The sequence below is a fragment of the Pseudohongiella nitratireducens genome (assembly GCF_001642735.1).
Classification (GTDB): Bacteria; Pseudomonadota; Gammaproteobacteria; order Pseudomonadales; family Pseudohongiellaceae; genus Pseudohongiella; species Pseudohongiella nitratireducens.
Genome location: NZ_LWHM01000034.1, coordinates 226,900 through 244,403 on the forward strand (window position 1 = coordinate 226,900; position 17,504 = coordinate 244,403).

The window sequence follows — 17,504 nt, forward strand, 5'->3', positions numbered from 1 at the left end:
TATTGCCAAACGGTGCAGTGTCGGTACGTAGTGGCTGACCATGCCTGAACAGTCAGAACCTGTTAATGGTCTCTGACCCTTAAAACAGCATCCGGATTATTAACTGATATGAGTCGCCAGAAACAAACCCCGCCCAGTACGGCTGTCACCACCGAAATAGAAGCTATCGTCTTGCGCGGTGCCAGACAAAACAATCTAAAAAATCTGTCGCTGGATATTCCGGTTAACCGCCTTGTTGTCATCACCGGTGTCAGCGGTTCTGGCAAATCAACCCTGGCTTTCGACACGATTTACGCTGAGGGGCAACGCCGATATATCGAAACCTTCTCAGCCTATGCACGGCAGTTCCTCGACCGCATGGACAAACCCGCGGTAGATAATATTACGGGCATCCCGCCTGCCATTGCCATCGACCAGAGCAACCCGGTCAGAACCTCACGTTCCACTGTCGGTACAATGACAGAGTTGAATGACTATTTTAAGTTGTTATTCGCCCGTCTGTCACATTTGTACTGCCCTGACTGCCATACCCGGGTAAAACAGGACACGGCTGAGTCCATTATTGATGACCTTGCTGCCCGGCTACCTGAAGAGAGTCGGCTGCATATCTGCATGCCCATTGTCATCCCTGAGAATTTCGACGAGAAAGAAGTCAGGCAGTGGCTGGAGCAACAAGGATACACCCGTATCCAGCACCAGGAAGGAGCGACCTTGCATGTCGTGCAAGACAGACTGAAACTGCGGCAGAGCAATTTCTCCCGGTTACGTGAAGCGCTTGAACATGCCATGGATCACGGCGGTGGCCGCGTTATCGTTTATAGCGATCCTGATGGTGCACAGGCCGACACACACCTGTTTTCCCGACAGCTGCACTGCGCCAGCTGTGACCAGCATTTTCGATCACCAACTCCAGGCATGTTTTCTTTTAATTCTCCGGTCGGGGCTTGTGAAAGCTGTCGGGGTTTTGGCCGTATCATTGATGTCGATTACGACCTGGTTATCCCCGACCAGAACAAAAGCCTTGCCGAAGGCGCCATCAAGGTTTTCCAGAGTAAAAGCTACCTGGAATGTCAGATGGATCTGGAGAAATATGCCAGACGTAAAAAGATACCATTAAACAAACCCTGGTCCGCATTAAGCGACTCACAAAAAGCCTGGGTTATTGACGGTGAGGGCGGGTGGCGCGATAACGTATGGTACGGACTGAAGCGATTCTTCCAGTGGCTGGAGAGCCGGGCCTATAAAATGCATATCCGGGTGCTGCTTTCCCGCTACCGTGCTTATCGGGTTTGTGACACCTGTCACGGAGCAAGACTGAAGGACGAATCACTTTGCTGGTACCTGCACAGACACTATACCCCTGCTGCCAGCATTGCAGATAAGAGCCAGGCTGCCACTGAGCGCGATGCCCTGAATATCAGGGAATTAATGACTCTGCCCATCAGTGACAGCTCCCGTTTCATTGAATCCATAAAGTCGCATCCTGAACTGGACGCCGCCACCGAACTATTAGTGAATGAAATCAGCAGCAGGCTGAGTTATCTGCTTGATGTCGGTTTGGGGTACCTCACACTTGATCGCCAGTCCCGCACATTAAGCGGTGGTGAAGTGCAACGCATCAACCTGACAACAGCGCTAGGCACCTCCCTGGTTAATACCTTATTTGTGCTGGACGAACCCAGCATAGGACTGCATTCACGTGACCTCAATCGCATGATCAGCATCCTCCATCGCTTGCGTGATGCCGGTAATTCCCTGATCGTGGTGGAGCATGACCCCGATATCATTATGGCTGCTGATCTGGTCATCGATATTGGCTCGGGTCCCGGAAAAGAGGGTGGCAGTATCCAGTTTATGGGCACACCCAAACAGCTGCTGCGCAGTCGCCAGTCCCTGACCGCCGCTTACCTGCGAAATGAACGCCAGGTTGCTGCACCGGGTCAGGTAGCGTCTGCTGAAAAACCGAACTTTCTCTCTGTGCGCGGTGCATCGGCTCATAACCTGACCGCAGTCGATGCCGATATTCCACTCAATCAACTCGTGTGCTTCAGTGGTGTCAGCGGTTCTGGCAAATCCACCCTGATGCGCGACATTATTTATCGCGGCCTGTGTCGTCACTTTGGCGAACCCACCGAATCTCCTGGCACATATCAGTCCATGACGGGCATGGAGCAGCTCGACGGTGTTGTTTATGTCGACCAGAACCCGATAGGCAAAACCACGCGCTCCATCCCGGCGACTTATGTGGGTGCCTTTGATGCGATCCGCAAACGTTTTGTCAATCACCCGCTGGCGAAAGAACGAGGCTACAAACCCGGTATCTTCAGTTTTAACTCCGGTAACGGGCGTTGTCCGGTGTGCAGTGGCAATGGCTTTGAGCACGTGGAAATGCAGTTCCTCAGTGATGTGTACCTGGAGTGCGGAGAGTGTAAAGGCAGGCGTTATCGCAGAGAGATTCTGGAAATCACCTTAGTGGATCCGGCAGCTCCCGGACATGCACTTTCCATCGCTGACGTTCTCGAATTAACCGTTACAGAAGCGCAAGCATTCTTTGCAGATGATAAAGAAGTACAGCGTTGCCTGCGGCCATTGAGTGACGTCGGACTGGGATATCTGCAACTGGGTCAGGCAGTGCCAACCCTGAGCGGCGGTGAATCGCAACGCCTGAAACTGGCAGCCCATTTGGCTGAAGTGGCAAGGACCCAGAACAAGTCTTCACGCAAAGCAGACGCCAGCAAACACTTGCTGTTTCTGTTTGACGAGCCAACCACCGGGCTGCATTTTCAGGACATTCATGTGCTGGTCAACGCCTTGAGAAAATTGCTGGATGCGGGCCACTCCCTGTTAATTATTGAGCATAACCTGGATGTATTACGTGCCGCTGATCACCTGATTGACCTTGGACCGGAAGGTGGCAGTGAGGGTGGAAATATTGTGGCATTTGGCTCTCCCTCGCAAATACAAAAAGGCGACGGACATACCGCAAAAGCATTGCGCGATTATGAACAAGCGCTGGTGGAGCAGAAAAAGCTGGCAGAAGGGGCAGACAACCAGCGCAAGCCTGTCAAATCATTACGCTCTCGGCAAGTCATCAGTATCCATAAAGCGCGCGAACATAACCTGAAGCAAATTGATGTCACTATTCCACGCAACAAGTTTACCGTCATCAGCGGCGTCAGTGGCAGTGGTAAAAGCACACTGGCTTTTGATATTGTGTTTGCGGAAGGCCAGCGACGCTACCTTGAATCGCTGAACGCCTATGCGCGGCAGTTTGTCCAACCGGCCGCCCGCCCCAATGTCGACGCGATCCATGGCATACCGCCAACCGTTGCCATTGAGCAACGGACCAGTCGTGGCGGGCGAAAAAGTACCGTCGCCACGCTCACCGAAATTTATCACTTTCTGCGACTGCTGTTTGTGAAACTGGGAACCCAGTACTGTCCCGACTGTGATGAAGCCATACAACCCCAGTCACCGGAGCGAATCCTGCAACGTCTGACACAGGAGTACCCTGGACAGTCACTGACGTTCCTCGCACCTGTCGTCGTGGGACGAAAAGGTATCTACAAAGAACTGGCCGCCTGGGCAAGCCAACAGGGGTACCCGCACATGCGTGCCGATGGCAGGGTGGTTGAATCGGCTGACTGGCCGGTTCTGGACCGATACAAAGAACATGATATTGAAGTGGTCATCGATCAACTGACCCTGTCAAAATCTAACGAGCAAGCCCTCTCGCGCTTGATCGATAAAACCCTGGCGGTCGGCAACGGAATGCTCATGGTCATGCAAGTTGATGGTAAAACCGAGCTGTTCTCCACGCAACGGGCCTGCCCCGGGTGTGGCAGCAGCTTTGATGAACTGGACCCGCGGCTGTTCTCCTTCAATTCACGTCATGGCTGGTGTCACAGCTGTTTCGGCACAGGTATCAAAAACGAAGAGTTTGATGAAACACTTAGCGGAGAGGAGAGTCATTTTCTTAATGAAGAAACTGGACACGAAGAGCAATGCAAGAAGTGCCAGGGTAAACGCCTTAACCCGACAGCGTTGGCCGTCAGATTAGGTAAAAGCAACATAACCGACATGACAGCGTTGTCAGTTGCGGATGCTGAACACGCGATACTCTCGCTGCCACTGGATGATCATGGTACCCGTATCGCCAGAGATGTCATTCCAGAGCTTCAATCCCGGCTGCAGTTTCTGCAAAAAGTGGGATTGGGTTACCTGACACTGGATCGTTCAGCGCCGACCTTGAGTGGCGGTGAAGCCCAGCGTATTCGCCTGGCCTCACAACTTGGCTCGCAATTACAAGGGGTCTGCTACATTCTGGATGAGCCCACCATTGGCTTGCATGCCCGCGACAATGAAAGGCTGGTTAAAACACTGCGTGAACTTCAGCAACAAGGTAATACCGTCATCGTGGTCGAACATGATGATGCCACCATCACTGAGGCGGATCACGTCATTGATGTAGGGCCGGGAGCTGGTAAAAATGGCGGCGAAATTCTGGTGAGCGGTACCGTCAAACAGGTCATGCGTAGCAAAGCGTCATTAACCGGACAATATCTGGCTAATCCGGTCAGGCACCCTTTGGCAGATTTGCGCGACATCACTTCCCGAAAGCAGTTCGAGAATGAAGCACTGATAGTACATCAGGCCCAACTGCATAACCTGAAGATTAAGGAAGTGAAAATCCCGCTACGGAAACTGGTTGCCGTAACGGGTGTCAGCGGCTCAGGTAAAAGCTCACTGATACGCGGGATTGTCTATCCCGGTCTCAAAGCAGCGATTGCCGATGCCAACGGTCGAAAGCGCCGTTCATCCCTGCCCTGGGTCGGATGCAAAAGCATCACCGGCTGGGATGACATCCAAAGTATTCTTCAGGTTGATCAGACCCCTATCGGCAAAACGCCACGCTCCTGCCCTGCCAGCTACGTCGGCATCTGGGACAATATCCGCAAGCTGTTTGCTGATACCGTTGACGCCCGGCTTCGTGGCTACAAGCCGGGCCGTTTTTCTTTCAATGTTGCCGGCGGGCGTTGTGAAGACTGCAGCGGTAATGGCATGCAACGTATTGAAATGAACTTTCTGCCCGATGTCAGGATACCCTGCGAAACCTGCCAGGGCTGGCGATTCAATGCCGAAACGCTGACCGTTCGCTACAAAGAGAAGCACATTGGTGAAGTACTGGCCATGGATGTCGATACGGCAGTCACATTCTTTGCCGCCATTCCCAACATCCACCATCCACTTAGTCTGTTACAGGATATTGGCCTGGGCTACCTGACCCTTGGCCAGCAAAGTCCGACCCTCAGTGGTGGCGAGGCACAACGCATCAAACTTGTCAGCGAGTTGGCAAAAGCCAAACCTCATGTTGCCTTGAAGAGCAATAAACCACCCCACAAGCTGTATGTACTGGATGAGCCGACAGTCGGGTTGCACATGGCAGATGTCGAAAAGCTGATCCGGGTACTGCACCGTTTAGTGGATGCCGGCAACTCCGTGCTGGTCATTGAACATAACCTGGACCTTATCGCCGAAGCAGACTGGGTGATGGACCTGGGACCGGAAGGCGGACAGGCCGGTGGCAAACTGGTCTGTCAGGGCAATCCATTACAGGTATTACGCAGTAAAAAATCTCTGACCGCACAATTTCTCCGACCCATGCTGACGTAAGTGGCTATCACCATGAACAGGGCAGACTGAAGAGACATAAGAGGGATCCAATGACAGACAGAGGCGATACTCACGGCCCAACCCGATTATCTGGGCTGCTGATAACGACCGTACTGACAATGACCGCCGCGTCATTTTCTCAGGCGCAGAACACGTTGCCGGAAAACGAAGAGCGCAGTGTTGCGAATGAAATCACAATTGATGAACGCTCTGCACTGCCAGGTAGAGTCAGCTTCGTACTGGAGGGTTACGACATTCCGGAAGGCAGTTACAGTATTGTGGTGGAAAATCTGACCCGCCCCGCTACGGCTGTGCGGATTAATGCCGATACCGCAATGCAGCCTGCCTCAACTATCAAAACCCTGACTACCCTGGCTGCCCTGAATCATCTGGGCCCCGATTATCACTGGCCTACTGAAACATATGCACTGGGAACTGTGGATGACCAGGGGATCCTCAATGGCGATTTACTGATACGCGGCCAGGGTGACCCCTTTTTAGTCGAAGAACAGCTTCGCAACCTGCTTAAATCTCTGATGCAACAAGGCATCCGTCACATCAATGGCAACCTGATCCTCGACACGTCCGCATTTGATTCATCACTCTGGCAAGGAGAGGCGATGGATGGCCAGACGGGCCGAGCCTATAATGTCCTGCCTCACCCACTGTTGATGAACTTTCAGGTTAACAATTTTCTGTTTCGTCCCAGCACCGGGGAAAATGCGGTAGAGATTCTGACTGACCCACCGTTAAGTAACCTGATCATCGAAAACAAGCTGACTTTGCGCCAGTCAGCCTGCAATGGTTTTCAGCGCGGCATCCGGGCTGATGTGTTTCCTGAGCAAAACCGTATCCGTTTCTCTGGCGCTTTCCCTGATCGCTGCCAGCAATATCGCATGACACGCGCTACCATGACCGCAAATGACTATGCCTACGGGCTGATCAAGCTGCTGTGGCAGCAACTGGGCGGTACCCTAAGCGGTGAAGTGATCGAAGATACCAACGGCACTCACCTTGCCTCGCAGCCTGATCTGACTCCTGCCAGCGTGCATTGGTCTCCACCATTGAGTGAGATTATTCGTTCCATCAACAAATACAGTAATAACGTGATGACCCGTCAGTTGTTGCTAACCATGGGGCGCAATGAGGGTGATTCGGGCGTGACATTGGGTGCGGGTCAACAGGCCATCTATGAATTTCTTGCCGAACGCGGGATTCCCCATAGCTCTCTGATTCTCGATAACGGTTCCGGACTGTCGCGGCAAACCCGAATATCAGCCAGTGACCTGGCTGCAGCACTGCATTTTGCCTGGCACTCACCTTATATGCCTGAATTCCTGGCTTCCCTGCCACTGTCAGGCATGGACGGTACCATGTCATCACGACTCAATGATGCCACCGCAAGGGGTCGCATGCATGTAAAGACCGGTTCGCTTGATGATGTCGCCGGGGTGGCAGGCTATGTGTACAGTGAAAGCGGCGACAGCTATGCTGTGGTTGTTTTGCTTAACCATGCTGATGCTGACCGGGGGCTGGGCCAGGAACTGGCTGATGCTGTCCTGGCCTGGACGGTCCGGCAATAACTGCTGGTCATCATACGCTGAACAATCTGTTCCGCCCACGATGAAGACATTCCGCAGCGCATGATCCAGACGGCCCAATAGGGAACTGAGCAGGCAGCTTTCTGTCAAAGTCGGTAAATTCAGAATATTTGCCGTATGCAAAAACTCACCATCAGCATCGCCTGCAGTGTTGGGCTGCACGCCCTGTTCTTACTGTATTGGCACTTCAACCATCAAACAGGTTCGCAGCAGGAAGCTGACCGCCTCACCCAACACACTGCAGAACTGTCTGAGCCGATTCAGTTTACACTGCAGCCATCCCCACAGCAGTCAGTGGCATCTGACACTGACACTCAACCGATCATTCAGAGCCAAGCACAGCGCCCTGACAACCAGACACCACGAGATGTAGCCGGACCCGAAGCGGCATCACCCAATATCACGACAGAAAACATAACAGAAAACATAATCGATACCACCCCGGCTACCAGGCAAGATACCATCCAAAGGACAGCACCTGACCTGTTTTCCATACGACAGCAGATTCAACAACATGCGCCCGTTATCGAAAGCACTAACAGCCTGTCAGCAAAGTGTCAGCAATACAGGCGAATGCAGGGTATGGCAGTGGATTGTCAGCAGGAACGTTATGCACCGGCTGCCAGAGAAAGTGACACGATGAGTCTGGCTGCGAAAACACAGCAGCAACTGGCCGACCTGCTGAGTGGCACCGCCCTTGTCTCACCAGCCCGGGAAGTTGATGCCAGCGACACCGGCAACCGTATTGACGCCAACCGGAATATGGTTGGCGACCAGTTGCAGGGCAATCAGTTGCGCAAAGCGATTATGAACCAGCGATAATGTGATCAGCCGTAACGTCCGGTAATATAGTCTTCAGTCTGCTTCTTGCTGGGATTGGTAAACAGGGTATCGGTATCACCAAACTCAATCAGCTTACCCATGTACATGAACGCCGTATAATCTGATACACGTGCGGCCTGTTGCATATTATGGGTGACGATAATAATGGTGTAATCGCGTTTCAGCTCATTGATCAGCTCTTCAATTTTAAGTGTTGAAATCGGATCAAGCGCTGAGGCCGGCTCATCCAGCAGGATAACTTCAGGCTCAATCGCAATAGCCCTGGCAATAACCAGACGCTGTTGCTGACCACCAGACATACCAAAGGCATTGTCTTGCAGACGATCCTTCACTTCGTCCCACAACGCAGCAGCGCGAAGCGACTTTTCCACCACCTCGTCCAGCACCCGCTTGGATTTGACGCCCTGAAGCCGCAGGCCATAAGCGACATTTTCATAAATCGATTTGGGGAAAGGGTTGGGTTTTTGAAACACCATGCCTACATTGCGGCGTAATTCCGCAACATCCACTTTGGGATCATAGATGTTCTGGCCGTCCATGTTGATATCGCCTTTGATGCGACAAATATCAACCAGGTCATTCATGCGATTAAAACATCGCAATAATGTCGATTTGCCACAACCTGAAGGGCCGATAAACGCAGTGACTTTTTTCTCTGGTATTACCAGGTTAACATCATGGAGCGCCTGGTCTTCCCCATAAAACAAATTAAGGTTATTCACAGTAATTTTCGACACTTCGTCGTCAAGAGACAGGGTGTCGCGCTCGGATATTTTGCGCGAAATCACCGGTGTCACTGGCTTTCGTTCCCGCTCAGCCATTGCATCACCAAATACGCCGGTATCGTCCACTGATGCCGCGTTACTGTTCTCATTGGAATCTGTCATATCAACTATAGATCCTGTTTAACTAAAGTCATTACCCGGCAAATCGTTCTGCCGTTACACTGTTATGTTAGTCACTCGCACTGCGATACTTCTCGCGCAGCCTGTTCCTGATACTGATCGCGGTCAGATTCAAAATGACAATCAGCATCACCAGCACCATGGCCGTTGCGTAAACCAGCGGTCTGGCTGCCTCAACATTTGGGCTCTGAAAACCAACGTCATAGATATGAAAACCAAGGTGCATGATTTTCCGGTCCAGGTGAATAAAGGGGAATTCCCCATCCACAGGCAACGAAGGTGCCAGCTTAACCACACCAACCAGCATCAGCGGTGCCACTTCACCTGCCGCACGGGCGATTGCCAGGATCAACCCGGTCATCATTGCCGGCGTTGCCAGAGGCACAATCACCTTCCAGAGTGTTTCTGATTTGGTCGCCCCTAATGCCAGACTGCCCTGACGTATAGTACTGGGTATACGGGACAGCCCCTCTTCGGTGGAGACAATGACAATAGGCAAGGTCAGCAAGGCCAGGGTCAAAGATGCCCAGAACAGCCCAGGTGTACCAAAGGTAGGTGTAGGCAACGACGTTTCATAAAACATCTCATCAATACTGCCACCCAGAAAGTATACAAAGAACCCAAGGCCAAAAACGCCGTAAACAATGGAAGGAACACCAGCCAGGTTATAGACCGAAATCCGGATAATGCGTGTCATTAACCCCTGCTTGGCGTACTCACGCAGATAAATCGCCGCCAGTATGCCGAAAGGCGTAACAATAATCGACATCACAAAGACCATTGTAACCGTACCGAAAATAGCTGGAAAAATACCACCCTCAGTATTGGCTTCACGAGGCTCGTCGGTCATGAATTCCCACAGTCGCTCCACGTACTGTAACGGTTTGTCGAATCCTGACATGGCATTCGGTGCCGTCACCCGCACAATGGTACCGAGCGTGATATCCACTTCACGGCCATCGCTGATACGCATACGAAGAGTATCACGACGAGTGCTGTCATAAAGCGCATCAAGCTCCTGACGAATCACACCGTAACTGTTGTTCAGGCTTTCCCGCTCAGCAGCAATTCGGTCACGTTCAGCACTTGCCACTTCTTCTGGCACCTCACGTATTGCCAGACCACGCTCATCAAGACGGAGCCGCTCCAGCGTCCGGTTGATATCACTGATTTCACCGCCTTCCAGGTCTTCAATATCGTCATAAATGGAGAGACTTCGTTCAATGCGTGTCTGAACCTGATCGAAGAAATCCGCCTGCTCAGCCGTCGCTACCACATCTCCGTTTTCCAGCAGAGCAACAGGCTGTCCATAAAAGTTGCCCCACTCCCGCCGTTCAATCACATAGATATTTTCCGGGTACTCCCAGGGCTCCATATAAAGCTGGAGAAACCAGGAGAAGTCCTGACCGGTCTGATCCCGGTTACCCAGCTTCAGCAAATGGCGAGTGACCAGATCTACCGACTCAGGAACCTGTTCCCCTGAGTCCCGCGCAACAGCAGCAGGTATCACCTGACTGCGGACCAGTTCACCAATAAGTACTTGTGGTGCATCTGCCTGTGGCTCATTGATTTCGATATAAGCAACATCAGAAGGCCAGAAATGACCAAAGCCACGCACTGCAATCAGCCCGATCAGGCCAAACACCATGATCATCGACAGGGCCACCGCGCCGCCATTCAGCCAGATCCAGGGAGCACCACTTTTGAACCATTGTTTCATGCCAGACTCTCTATCCTAAACTCGTACAAATGGTCTGTCTTACAGACTGCTATATCGTTGTCGCAACCGCTGGCGAATGATCTCTGCCAGCGTGTTGACGATGAATGTCAAAGCCAGCAATACCAGTGCGGCCAGGAACAACACCCGGAAGTGAGACGATCCCACCGCAGTCTCTGGTAGCTCCACCGCAATATTGGCCGACAACGTTCGCATGCCTTCAAAGATATTGAAGTTGACGACAGGGCTGTTACCTGTGGCCATCAACACAATCATGGTTTCACCGACCGCCCGACCAAAACCCATCATCACTGCTGAAAAAATACCCGGGCTGGCCGTTGGTAACACCACGCCAATCATGGTTTGCCAACGTGTCGCACCCAGCGCCAGCGAGCCTTGGGTCAAGTGGCGGGGAACAGTGAAAACAGCATCTTCAGCAATGGAGAAAATCGTGGGAATGACAGCAAAGCCCATCGCGATACCAACAATCAAAGCATTGCGCTGATCGTAATTAATGCCAATATCAGTGAACCATTGCCGCATGCTGCCGCCAAAGAACCACACCTCCATCCAGGGGCTGGCCTGCAGACAGAGCGTGCCGAAAATCAGGATAACGGGAACCAGAGCAGCAGCTTCCCAGCCTTCCGGTACCAGCAGCCGCCAGCGGGTCGGCAGTTTTGACCAGGCAAAAGCAAACAGGATCATGACCACCGGCATCAGAATCAGGAAGCTGAATACCGCAGGCAATTCATTTTCCACAAAAGGCGCCAGCCACAGACCTGCCAGAAAACCCAGGATGACCGTCGGCAATGCCTCCATGATTTCGATACTGGGTTTTACTACCCCTCGCAATTTGGGAGTCATGAAATAGGCCGTATAGATAGCACCGGCAATCGCTAACGGCATGGCAAACAGCATGGCATAAAATGCAGCTTTTAGCGTACCTACACTCAACGGCACCAGACTGAACTTTGATTCAAACTCATCCGTTGCTGAGGAAGATTGCCAGATATATTCCGGGTCTTCCCGGCCTTCGTACCAGACCTTGTTCCACATTGCCGCCCAGGACAGCTGCGGGTGCTCATTCCACAGCTCTGCTGATACCAGTTGATTATCCTGGTCAAGCCATAACAGGCGCGTATTGATCTGGGAGATGGCCATTTCTTCTATCGGTACATCTGCGTGGGAGTCGAGATAGAGAGTGCGTGATGAGGTGCCATAATGGACGCCGATTTGCCCATCTGCATCAACAGCAATAAAGCCCTTGCGCGTATACTCCGGGGTGATCTCACGTATCGCGGCTTTGTGAGAACGGAAACTGCGAATCTCTTCTAGTCGGTACTGATTCTGATCATCGCGCACCAGAAACCACTGGCTCAGTTCACCGGCATCATTGCCAAATATCAGCGACACACCACCGACCAGAAATGCAGAAGCAGAGACTTCATTACCCCCTCCTACATCGACTGACTCCACTAACCTGGCTTCAGCCGGATTGGAAATATCGTAGTAATGAACCCGACCGTCTTCATCCAGGGCAAATAAACTGCGCAATGCTTTATCTACCATCAACTTACTGATATCGCCTGTTCCACCTGGAGGGGCAGGCAACTCAGTAACCTGACGAGTAATCTGTACCTGTCCGGTCAACAGATTTTCCCGGCCCGTCAGGCTGGCCAGCAACAAGCGGTTATCTTCAGTTAATGCCGCAATGGCTGAAGCATTTCGACCCCGCGTTTGCGTTTCCATACTGATCAACTTTAAAGGCTGACCCTGATCATCAATGGTTATTGCTGATTCGCCGAGCGGAAATTCCAGTTTCGGGGTCAATTGACGCTGGTCGTTGGGAAAACTGATATCGAAGCCGTGCCGGACAACAACCGCCTGACCATTATCCAGACCATAGACCTGGGTTGCAGAAATAGCCTCTGCAGAAAAAAAGCTGTGAAACTGGCTACCCTCAGGCTTGGGCACATCAAAGCGAGCTTCCGGGGCCCCATTGGCGACATCGAAAACAACGACCTGACCATCCGGTGAATAGGCAATAGCGAGGGTCTCATAACGCTCAAGCACAAGGTGCTCGACATCCTCCAGCCCCGTTTGCGACAGACTGTACTGCACATCCTCTTCAATGGTCGCTCCTTTCAATATCGGAGCAACCTCGTAAAAGAGATAAACAAAAATGGTTAACAGTGCGATCACCACACCAAATCCGGACGCCGTTATTCCCCAGCGGGAGTACTGGTCACGACGGGCTCGCTTTTGCCTTAACGCTTTCCGTTGTTCCGCATTTGGCAGCAAGCTGCGCTGGCTTGCGGATTCGGATGGCAAATCGGGTAATCTGAAGTCGGTCATTGTGTTTACATGTCCTGCTCTGGCCGTTGGCCGCCATCAAAAAATTAACAGCGCCAAGCTTATTGAAATATTATGACCGTTTTGTGACAAAACTGTCGTATTTATACAAACAGCCTGCCTGACAGGTAGCGGAAAGCATACAACATCCCTGTCATATTCTTCCCATCGGGGGAGGCCGTAGCCTACACCTTCTTTATTTCAGAATGATGACAGCGCCTTAATTAATACCCAGCGACTGCAGCACACGCTCGCTCACAGCAGCTGGCAAGGTAACAAAACCATCGCGCTCCACGATTTCCTGGCCCTGTTTGCTATACACCATTTTGATAAATTCACGGGTTACCGGGTCGAGGTCACGGTTAGGATGTTTATTGATATAGATAAAGAGGTAGCGGGACAGAGGGTATGCGCCACTGCTGGCATTCTCAGGTGTCGGCTCAACAGCCTCAGAACTGTCATCGAAAGCTAACGGCACTGCCCGAACGCCTGATGTGCTATACCCGATGCCAGAGTAGCCTATCCCGTTAATTGACTCAGAAACCCCCTGAACCACGGAGGAAGAGCCTGGCTGCTCATTGATGCTCGCGCGAAAATCACCGCCACACAGTGCATTGTCTTTGAAAAAACCGTAGGTGCCTGACACCGCATTTCGGCTGTACAGCGCAAAATCCCGATTGTCCCAGGACCCAGTAAGCCCAAGCTGCCCCCAGCGGTTGATGCCTTCTGCATAGCCGCAACGGCGGGTAGCTGAGAAAATCGCATCTATCTGCGGCAGGCTCAGCGCTTCAATCGGGTTGTCCTTATTAACGAAGACAGCAAGCATATCCACCGCTACTGGCAATTCAGTGGGCGGGTAGCCAAAACGCGCTTCAAACTCCTGGATCTCCGACTGACGCATACCACGGCTCATTGGCGCCAGTGTGGCTGTCCCTTCTGTCAATGCTGGCGGTGCCGTTGAAGACCCCGCCCCCTGTATTTGCACATTGACGTTGGGGTAGAACTGGCTGAACGCTTCAGCCCAGAGAGTCATCAGGTTATTCAATGTATCTGAACCGATACTGGAGAGGTTGCCGGAGACACCTGAAGCTCGTTCATAATCCGGCAAATTGGGATCGACATCGCCCATTAGTGGGCCGCTCAATGACGCCATACCTGCCATTGAAACGGCAACTACGAAGTTTTTCAGTGTCTTCATCCGGTTCTCCATCGCATGTGCTATTTAAGTCGCGTGCACTATACAAAAACTATATGACACTTATATGACAACACTGTTATAAAACAGTTTTATGACAGGCAATTGCTGTCACCAAAGGTGATGGCGCCCATGCTGGGCTATATCCTATTTGAACACAACTGTCTTATTGCCATTGATAATGATCCGGTGCTCACAGTGCCATTTAAGGGCTCGCGCAAAAGCTGCACACTCTGCATCACGACCAATCTGAACCAGTTCCTCTATATCGAAATTGTGATCGATTCGTTCTACTGACTGCTCGATAATGGGACCTTCATCAAGATCAGTGGTTACGTAATGAGCCGTCGCTCCGATGATCTTCACCCCTCGCATATACGCCTGGCGATAAGGGTTGGCTCCTTTAAAACCGGGCAGGAAAGAGTGATGGATGTTGATGGCCCGACCGGCCATCGCCTCACAAAGCCGGGGTGAGAGGATCTGCATATACCGCGCCAGCGCCAGAACATCGACTTGCTGTGCTTCAATGACCTCCAGTATCTGTCCTTCCTGCTCGTCTTTGGTCTGCGTTGTCACCGGCAGGTGGTAATAAGGCAAGCCATACCATTCTGTGATATCACGCATATCATTATGATTGGAAACAACGCCCACCACCTCGGCCGGGAGAACACCACTGCTCCAGCGATGCAGGATATCCACCAGGCAGTGACCATGACGTGACACTGCCAGCAACACGCGGGGTTTATACCGCAGGTCAAAGAACTCCCACTGCATCTCAAACTGCTGCGCCAGAGAGGCAAAATCCTCATCAAGTTTTTCCACCGAGGGTAAATCCACTTCCTGCTCTTCAAACTCCACCCGCATGAAAAAGCGGTCAATCACCGGGTCTCGGTGCTGGGCGGCTTCGCTAATGGTTGCACCGCGCTGGTACAGAAAATCACTGACAGCGCGAACAATCCCATTGGCTTCCGGGCAGGCTACGGTTAGTACATATTGATGAGGGGCTCTGGTATCCATCTGATCGTTCCTATGATCCTGGCTTTGCTCTTGTCGGCGCGCATCTTAGCATTTTTCATCATTTCACTGTGAAACTATGGCACCAGCTTATTTCAACCCGAACAGGGGATGCCGTAAAGAAGCGTAAATTCCTATCATTTGAGCCTACACAAGCAAAGTGACGCTCAAGTTCAAGGGAGTTTGCAAAATGAAACGTTTTACCAAATCACTGCTGGCGGTTGCGCTGGTAACCATGGGCGGCGCTGCACAGGCACAGCAGACAGTTGCCACCCTGCCTTCCGACTGGGAAGGCACCTACAACCTGACCTTCTCGGCCAATGCGGATGCCTCTGTTGTACTTTTACCCACTGGCACACAGGTCTCTGCCGTATTTACCGCTGATGGCACCCTCTGTATCGCTGACCACCTGCTGACCAACCCGGTCGTTGAAAGCAGCAGCACCGCCGAAGCCAACTATCGCGTACCCGCCCTGGACCTGCAACTGATGGTCTCCAACATCAATGGCGATTTCAACGAAATTAATGTGTTGACCGAAGTCGACGGCACAGACGCTGATGCCGAGTTCCTGGGTCAGTTCACCGGCTCTAAAACAAGCACGGATACCACCTGCGGCGCGCTGGGCAGCACACCACCAGACATGAGCAAAATTGCCGAGCTGATTGAACTGGCAGAAGAACAGTACGCCTCCCTGTTCCCGGCCATGACCACCACGGGTGCTTTCCAGATTATTGACGGCTATGTGGCCCGAGGCTATGCCAGCACCGGCATCCATATTGGCATCAAGGACGGCACTGTCTATGTTGTGGGTGGCGAATTCGGCAGCAGCCCGGTCAGCATTGGCACCATTGCCAACACCATCGCCCAACTGACTGGCGGCATACCGGACGTGGAAGAGCCTGTGGTTGAAGTCCCTGAAGGTGACTTTGATCTGACACTAGCAGGCACTGTATCCACTATGGGCATTTCTGCGGAGTTCCCCACAACCACTATCGAAAACATTCCGGCACCAGGTGAAGATGATATCGACAATCTCGAAGACTACATTCGGGATGCCTTTGAAGAACAACTGGATACCTCCACGATGGCTGATTTCCAGGTTAGTGAGGTCAGTGTCAGTAATGACCGTGTCTTCTTCCGTGCCCAGTTCTCAGCACAAACAACGCAAAGTGGCTTTACTGTCACCTCCAGCTACAACATCACATACGAGTATATCCGTAACTAAGCACTGAAAAAGTCAGCCATCGACAGAGGGATTTGTCGGTGCACCTTTGACCCAGGGCCGGTACCAGTCAGTACCGGCCTTTTTTTATTGCCATGGCCACGTTATTCTAGCTGCACCTTATCAGTGACAGCGCAGTAGACCATAACATGATCAAACAAATCGTTATTACCGCCATGGGCACTTTAATGTTGTCCTTCATCGCCCTGGCTCAGAGTGAACAGTATGATATTACCGGAGACTGGCAAGGCGAACTGGACGCCGCGCGATATGAACCGATACCTGTCGTGTTGCATATTCACCCCTCAACCGAACAGACTGGCGAGTTAACAGGGTCGCTGGATTTTCCCAGCCAGTATCGCACCGGATTGCCAATCGGCGCTATCCGCATCAATGGCAGCAACGTCAGCATTATGCTCACTTCAGTACAGGCCGAGTTTTACGGTGAACTCACCCTGGATGAGAGCGGTCAGCACGTCTTGTCCATGCAGGGAGACTGGAGCCAGGCCGGTGAACATGTTCCACTGGAATTAACCCGACAAACAACCGAGGAGACGGCGCAATGAAGTATCTGCACACCATGGTCCGGGTCAGCGACCTGGACGCCTCACTGGACTTTTACCGCAACAAACTGGGTATGAAGGAAGTGACCCGCCGGGACAATGACAAGGGACGATTTACCCTGGTATTTCTGGCCGCCCCGGGTGACGAAGATGCGCAGATCGAACTGACCTATAACTGGGATCCGGAAGAGTACGGAGAAGGCCGTAATTTCGGGCACCTGGCATATCGTGTAGAGAATATTTATCAGCTTTGCGAACAGCTTCAGCAGCAAGGTGTGACTATTAATCGTCCACCGCGCGACGGCCGCATGGCGTTTATCCGTTCGCCAGACAACATCTCCATCGAATTACTGCAGGCCGGTGACCCATTACCCCAGCAGGAACCCTGGGCCAGCATGGAAAATACCGGAACGTGGTAA

General features: G+C 52.1%; 11 protein-coding genes. 6 read left to right on the forward strand and 5 right to left on the reverse strand.

The window, feature by feature from the left end:
* The first annotated feature begins 108 nt into the window (after positions 1 to 108).
* The 3 genes from uvrA to PSCS_RS15065 all read left to right on the forward strand — a co-directional run bounded on the left by uvrA (position 109) and on the right by PSCS_RS15065 (position 8,096).
* The gene (uvrA, locus tag PSCS_RS15055; protein ID WP_068813132.1) at positions 109 to 5,673 is read left to right on the forward strand and encodes an excinuclease ABC subunit UvrA; all 5,565 of its coding nucleotides are present in this window, start codon (positions 109 to 111) and stop codon (positions 5,671 to 5,673) included.
* 50 nt (positions 5,674 to 5,723) lie between these two features.
* A complete protein-coding gene (gene dacB / locus PSCS_RS15060; protein ID WP_082866775.1) occupies positions 5,724 to 7,256 on the forward strand; it encodes a D-alanyl-D-alanine carboxypeptidase/D-alanyl-D-alanine endopeptidase in 1,533 nt (510 codons plus the stop codon).
* Between the two features lie 135 nt (positions 7,257 to 7,391).
* Positions 7,392 to 8,096: a hypothetical protein gene (locus tag PSCS_RS15065; protein WP_068813134.1), complete on the forward strand. Its 705-nt coding sequence runs from the start codon at positions 7,392 to 7,394 to the stop codon at positions 8,094 to 8,096.
* Positions 8,097 to 8,101: 5 nt separating this feature from the next.
* Here PSCS_RS15065 and pstB read toward each other — a convergent pair whose 3' ends face one another.
* From pstB to purU, 5 genes are all read right to left on the reverse strand, one after another.
* The gene (pstB, locus tag PSCS_RS15070) at positions 8,102 to 8,938 is read right to left on the reverse strand and encodes a phosphate ABC transporter ATP-binding protein PstB (RefSeq protein WP_068813298.1); all 837 of its coding nucleotides are present in this window, start codon (positions 8,936 to 8,938) and stop codon (positions 8,102 to 8,104) included.
* Between the two features lie 133 nt (positions 8,939 to 9,071).
* The gene (gene pstA / locus PSCS_RS15075; RefSeq protein WP_068813136.1) at positions 9,072 to 10,742 is read right to left on the reverse strand and encodes a phosphate ABC transporter permease PstA; all 1,671 of its coding nucleotides are present in this window, start codon (positions 10,740 to 10,742) and stop codon (positions 9,072 to 9,074) included.
* A 39-nt stretch (positions 10,743 to 10,781) separates the two neighbouring features.
* A complete protein-coding gene (locus PSCS_RS15080; RefSeq protein WP_068813138.1) occupies positions 10,782 to 13,094 on the reverse strand; it encodes an ABC transporter permease subunit in 2,313 nt (770 codons plus the stop codon).
* A gap of 217 nt (positions 13,095 to 13,311) precedes the next feature.
* Positions 13,312 to 14,289: a PstS family phosphate ABC transporter substrate-binding protein gene (locus PSCS_RS15085; protein WP_068813139.1), complete on the reverse strand. Its 978-nt coding sequence runs from the start codon at positions 14,287 to 14,289 to the stop codon at positions 13,312 to 13,314.
* A 144-nt stretch (positions 14,290 to 14,433) separates the two neighbouring features.
* On the reverse strand, positions 14,434 to 15,303 hold the full coding sequence (gene purU, locus PSCS_RS15090) for a formyltetrahydrofolate deformylase (RefSeq protein ID WP_068813141.1): 870 nt from the start codon (positions 15,301 to 15,303) through the stop codon (positions 14,434 to 14,436).
* A 187-nt stretch (positions 15,304 to 15,490) separates the two neighbouring features.
* Here purU and PSCS_RS15095 point away from each other — a divergent pair, with 187 nt between their 5' ends.
* The 3 genes from PSCS_RS15095 (at position 15,491) to PSCS_RS15105 (ending at position 17,504) form a co-directional block, all read left to right on the forward strand.
* On the forward strand, positions 15,491 to 16,525 hold the full coding sequence (locus tag PSCS_RS15095; protein WP_068813143.1) for a hypothetical protein: 1,035 nt from the start codon (positions 15,491 to 15,493) through the stop codon (positions 16,523 to 16,525).
* 146 nt (positions 16,526 to 16,671) lie between these two features.
* Complete coding sequence (locus PSCS_RS15100) at positions 16,672 to 17,088, forward strand: hypothetical protein (protein WP_068813145.1); 417 nt, start codon at positions 16,672 to 16,674, stop codon at positions 17,086 to 17,088.
* Complete coding sequence (locus PSCS_RS15105) at positions 17,085 to 17,504, forward strand: VOC family protein (protein WP_068813147.1); 420 nt, start codon at positions 17,085 to 17,087, stop codon at positions 17,502 to 17,504. Before PSCS_RS15100 ends, PSCS_RS15105 begins: the two co-directional genes overlap by 4 nt.